This window comes from Pedobacter duraquae, assembly GCF_004362245.1.
Taxonomy (GTDB): Bacteria; Bacteroidota; Bacteroidia; order Sphingobacteriales; family Sphingobacteriaceae; genus Pedobacter; species Pedobacter duraquae.
This window is the reverse complement of sequence record NZ_SNWM01000009.1, coordinates 1-5,634: the sequence shown is the minus strand read 5'-3', so window position 1 is coordinate 5,634 and position 5,634 is coordinate 1. Positions and strand designations below refer to the sequence as shown.

Annotated in this window: 2 tRNA genes and 3 rRNA genes; all 5 read left to right on the top strand. The window is 47.7% G+C overall.

The features are described 5' to 3' along the window. Window positions 1–440: 440 nt before the first annotated feature. The 5 genes from CLV32_RS22965 to rrf all read left to right on the top strand — a co-directional run bounded on the left by CLV32_RS22965 (window position 441) and on the right by rrf (window position 5,608). A 16S ribosomal RNA gene (locus CLV32_RS22965) occupies window positions 441–1,962 on the top strand. A 118-nt stretch (window positions 1,963–2,080) separates the two neighbouring features. Then, a tRNA-Ile gene (locus CLV32_RS22960) sits at window positions 2,081–2,155 on the top strand. Between the two features lie 14 nt (window positions 2,156–2,169). After that, window positions 2,170–2,246 (top strand) — tRNA-Ala (locus CLV32_RS22955). Between the two features lie 228 nt (window positions 2,247–2,474). Then, window positions 2,475–5,352 (top strand): 23S ribosomal RNA (locus CLV32_RS22950). 144 nt (window positions 5,353–5,496) lie between these two features. Then, window positions 5,497–5,608, top strand: a 5S ribosomal RNA gene (rrf, locus tag CLV32_RS22945). The 16S, 23S and 5S rRNA genes sit together here with 2 tRNA genes alongside, the layout of an rRNA operon. Window positions 5,609–5,634 lie beyond the last annotated feature (26 nt).

Sequence of the window (5,634 nt, the reverse complement as noted above, 5' to 3'; positions counted from 1 at the left end):
GATTTGAAATAAGGGTAGAAAAAGTTGATGCTGGGTGTTTTAAACACTGAAAATAAAAATCAAAAAAGATTTGCAGAAACAAAAAAGATTCCTACCTTTGCAGTCCCAACAAAAAGGGAGCAACTGAACGGATGTTCGGAAGCTGAAAACAAGATTGAAACGTTGAAGTTTAGCAGAGAGCGAAAAGGAAGATTAAGACCTTTGAAACTTAAAGAAAAACGGAAGACGAGAAAATATAACAGACAGCCGCGAGGTCATGTCGAGAAGTTCATTAAAGAGATGTCATTTTATAAAACGCGAAGGCGGGGTAAACAAGTACAAGTTCAAAGTACATGAACCGCACGAGTTTTTCAGGTCAAGTTCTGACAGACAAATACAATTAGAATAAAGACTATTATTAATACAAGTTAAGAATGGTCAGAGATTCAAACCAACATTTTACAATGGAGAGTTTGATCCTGGCTCAGGATGAACGCTAGCGGCAGGCCTAATACATGCAAGTCGAACGATACTTTCCAGCTTGCTGGAGAGGAAAGTGGCGCACGGGTGCGTAACGCGTATGCAACCTACCTTAATCAGGGGGATAGCCCGAAGAAATTCGGATTAACACCGCATAAAATCACAGTACAGCATTGTACAATGATCAAATATTTATAGGATTAAGATGGGCATGCGTGACATTAGTTAGTTGGCGGGGTAACGGCCCACCAAGACCACGATGTCTAGGGGATCTGAGAGGATGACCCCCCACACTGGTACTGAGACACGGACCAGACTCCTACGGGAGGCAGCAGTAAGGAATATTGGTCAATGGAGGCAACTCTGAACCAGCCATGCCGCGTGCAGGAAGACAGCCCTCTGGGTCGTAAACTGCTTTTATTCGGGAATAAACCTATCTACGTGTAGATAGCTGAATGTACCGAAGGAATAAGGATCGGCTAACTCCGTGCCAGCAGCCGCGGTAATACGGAGGATCCAAGCGTTATCCGGATTTATTGGGTTTAAAGGGTGCGTAGGCGGCTTATTAAGTCAGGGGTGAAAGACGGTGGCTCAACCATCGCAGTGCCCTTGATACTGATGAGCTTGAATACACTAGAGGTAGGCGGAATGTGACAAGTAGCGGTGAAATGCATAGATATGTCACAGAACACCGATTGCGAAGGCAGCTTACTATGGTGTCATTGACGCTGAGGCACGAAAGCGTGGGGATCAAACAGGATTAGATACCCTGGTAGTCCACGCCCTAAACGATGAATACTCGCTGTTAGCGATATACAGTTAGCGGCTAAGCGAAAGCGTTAAGTATTCCACCTGGGGAGTACGCCCGCAAGGGTGAAACTCAAAGGAATTGACGGGGGCCCGCACAAGCGGAGGAGCATGTGGTTTAATTCGATGATACGCGAGGAACCTTACCCGGGCTTGAAAGTTAGTGAATTATCCAGAGATGGATAAGTGAGCAATCACACGAAACTAGGTGCTGCATGGCTGTCGTCAGCTCGTGCCGTGAGGTGTTGGGTTAAGTCCCGCAACGAGCGCAACCCCTATGTTTAGTTGCCAGCACGTTAAGGTGGGGACTCTAAACAGACTGCCTGTGCAAACAGAGAGGAAGGAGGGGACGACGTCAAGTCATCATGGCCCTTACGTCCGGGGCTACACACGTGCTACAATGGATGGTACAGAGGGCAGCAAGCTGGCAACAGCAAGCAAATCTCAAAAAGCCATTCACAGTTCGGATAGAGGTCTGCAACTCGACCTCTTGAAGTTGGATTCGCTAGTAATCGCGTATCAGCAATGACGCGGTGAATACGTTCCCGGGCCTTGTACACACCGCCCGTCAAGCCATGGAAGTTGGGGGTACCTAAAGTATGTAACCGCAAGGAGCGTCCTAGGGTAAAACCGATAACTGGGGCTAAGTCGTAACAAGGTAGCCGTACCGGAAGGTGCGGCTGGAATACCTCCTTTCTGGAGCAGGCTAGACTACTCGTCTTTGCGTAAAATGATATAAAATGACAATAATCTCAAAAGAAAACCCATAGGATGAAACATCACATAGTGTTCTCATACTGCAGTAAAGACAAATAGTCCCGTAGCTCAGTTTGGTTAGAGCACTACACTGATAATGTAGGGGTCAGCAGTTCAAATCTGCTCGGGACTACAGATATATTCTAAGGGGGATTAGCTCAGCTGGCTAGAGCGCCTGCCTTGCACGCAGGAGGTCAACGGTTCGACTCCGTTATTCTCCACCATCACCCGTATCTAATACAAAAGGTACAGAAATAGGTAACTAGTAATAGGATCCGGGGATAGAAAAGTTCTTTGACATATTGGAAGAAGTTAAAAAAGAAGAGCAAACAACAATAGAGACGTTGTTAGCACTTACAAACCAACAAAAGGTACTTGTATCTGATGAAGGATTGCAAAGATTAACAACAATCAAAAAAAGCATTTCCATAGGCGCAAAAGGCTATGGAGAGAAGAAAGTAAGAAAGAGCACACAGGGGATGCCTTGGCTCTCAGAGGCGATGAAGGACGTGATAAGCTGCGATAAGCTTCGGTGATTAGCAAATATGAATTGACCCGAAGATTTCCGAATGGGGAAACCTGGCTAGTTGAAGACTAGTCGTATAAAATACGCAAACCTGCCGAACTGAAACATCTAAGTAAGCAGAGGAAGAGAAAATAATAATGATTTCCTAAGTAGTGGCGAGCGAACGGGAAAGAGCCCAAACCTATTATGTTACGGCATAATGGGGGTTGTAGGACTACAATATGGCATTGAATTAGTGAAGTGGAACAGGATGGGAAACCTGGCAATATACGGTGATAGCCCGGTACACGTAAGCGACTTCAGTCTAGTAGTATCCTGAGTACCGCGAGGTCGGAGACGCCTTGTGGGAATCTGCCGGCACCATCCGGTAAGGCTAAATACTCCTGAGAGACCGATAGTGAACCAGTACCGTGAGGGAAAGGTGAAAAGAACCCCGAACAGGGGAGTGAAATAGAACCTGAAACTGTGTGCTTACAAGCGGTCGGAGCGTCCAGGTGGCGTGACGGCGTGCCTTTTGCATAATGAGCCTACGAGTTACTCTTCTCTGGCAAGGTTAAGTGTTTAAGACACGGATCCGAAGCGAAAGCGAGTCTGAATAGGGCGTATAGTCAGGGGAGGTAGACGCGAAACCTTGTGATCTACCCATGGACAGGTTGAAGGTGCGGTAACACGTACTGGAGGACCGAACCGATAAACGTTGAAAAGTTTCCGGATGATCTGTGGGTAGGGGTGAAAGGCTAATCAAACTGGGAAATAGCTCGTACTCCCCGAAATGTTTTTAGGAACAGCGTCGTGGTTAAGTTATATAGAGGTAGAGCTACTGATTGGGTGCGGGGGAGTCAAATCCTACCAAATCCAGACAAACTCCGAATGCTATATAATATACACGGCAGTGAGGCCCGGGGTGCTAAGGTCACGGGCCGAGAGGGAAAGAACCCAGACCATCAGCTAAGGTCCCTAAATTACCGCTAAGTTGAACTAACGAGGTGCGATTGCATAGACAGCTAGGATGTTGGCTTGGAAGCAGCCATTCATTTAAAGAGTGCGTAACAGCTCACTAGTCGAGCGATCGTGCATGGATAATAAACGGGCATTAAGTGGTATACCGAAGCTATGGGTAATATTTATATTACGGTAGGGGAGCATTCCAGCGGCAGCGAAGTTATGACGTAAGTTGTGGTGGAGCTTCTGGAAAAGCAAATGTAGGCATAAGTAACGATAAGGCGGGCGAGAAACCCGCCCACCGAAAGGATAAGGTTTCCTGATCAACGCTAATCGGATCAGGGTTAGTCGGGACCTAAGGAGAACCCGAAGGGGAAATTCGATGGACAACTGGTTAATATTCCAGTACTTTTTATAACTGCGATGTGGGGACGGAGTAGTGACACTGCCGCGATCTGACGGAATAGATCGTTAAAGGCTGTAGGTATAGGACTGGTAGGCAAATCCGCCGGTCTTGCTGAACGCCGATAGTACCGCAAGCCTTCGGGTAAGTGGATAGCGCAGGTAATCAGACTTCCAAGAAAAACCGCTAAGCTTCAGGTTATAAAAACCCGTACCGCAAACCGACACAGGTATCCGGGAAGAGAATTCTAAGGTGCTCGAGTGAATCATGGCTAAGGAACTCGGCAAAATGGCCCTGTAACTTCGGGAGAAGGGGCGCTGGTAGCAATATCAGCCGCAGTGAAAAGGCCCAGGCGACTGTTTAACAAAAACACATGGCTTTGCAAAATCGAAAGATGAAGTATAAGGCCTGACACCTGCCCGGTGCTGGAAGGTTAAGAGGGGATGTTAGTCGCAAGGCGAAGCATTGAATCGAAGCCCCAGTAAACGGCGGCCGTAACTATAACGGTCCTAAGGTAGCGAAATTCCTTGTCGGGTAAGTTCCGACCTGCACGAATGGTGTAACGATCTGGGCGCTGTCTCAGCCATGAGCTCGGTGAAATTGTGGTCCCGGTGAAGACGCCGGGTACCCGCAACGGGACGGAAAGACCCCATGCACCTTCACTACAATTTAACATTGACATTGGATACAGGATGTGTAGGATAGGTGGGAGACTATGAAGCGGCGTCGCCAGGCGTCGTGGAGTCAACGTTGAAATACCACCCTTTTTGTATTCGGTGTCTAACTCCTTTCGGGGAGGACATTGTTTGATGGGTAGTTTGACTGGGGTGGTCGCCTCCAAAAAGGTAACGGAGGCTTTCAAAGGTAAGCTCAATACGCTTGGTAACCGTATGAGGAGTGCAATAGCATAAGCTTGCTTGACTGTGAGGCAGACAAGCCGAGCAGGGTCGAAAGACGGATATAGTGATCCGGTGGTTCTGCATGGAAGGGCCATCGCTCAAAGGATAAAAGGTACGCTGGGGATAACAGGCTGATCTCCCCCAAGAGCTCATATCGACGGGGAGGTTTGGCACCTCGATGTCGGCTCGTCACATCCTGGGGCTGGAGAAGGTCCCAAGGGTTCGGCTGTTCGCCGATTAAAGTGGCACGCGAGCTGGGTTCAGAACGTCGCGAGACAGTTCGGTCCCTATCTGTTGTGGGCGTAGGAATTTTGAGTGGGGCTGACCTTAGTACGAGAGGACCGGGTTGGACTAGCCTCTAGTGAATCTGTTGTTCCGCCAGGGGCATTGCAGAGTAGCTACGCTGGGAATAGATAAGCGCTGAAAGCATCTAAGTGCGAAACTAGCCACGAGATGAGAATTCCATATAGGACCGTAGCAGACTACTACGTTGATAGGCTATAGATGTAAAGCTGGCGACAGCAAAGTCGAGTAGTACTAATCATCCGAAGCTTTCAAGAGCAGAATACTGTTGTTTGTTCTTCAAAACTTAACTTCTTTCAATAATATGTCATTGTTTGACGGGTAAGCAAAGCGAAAAGCTGAGTGAACCAATAGAACATATTAAAATATTAATACCAATATCAATAGCGATATCAAGACATTTAGGTGCCTATATCGGTGGTGTCCACCTCTTCCCATTCCGAACAGAGAAGTTAAGCCCACCAGAGCCGATGGTACTGCGGTAACACGTGGGAGAGTAGGTCGGTGCCAAATCTTAAAGAGACCCTGTAGTGAAAACT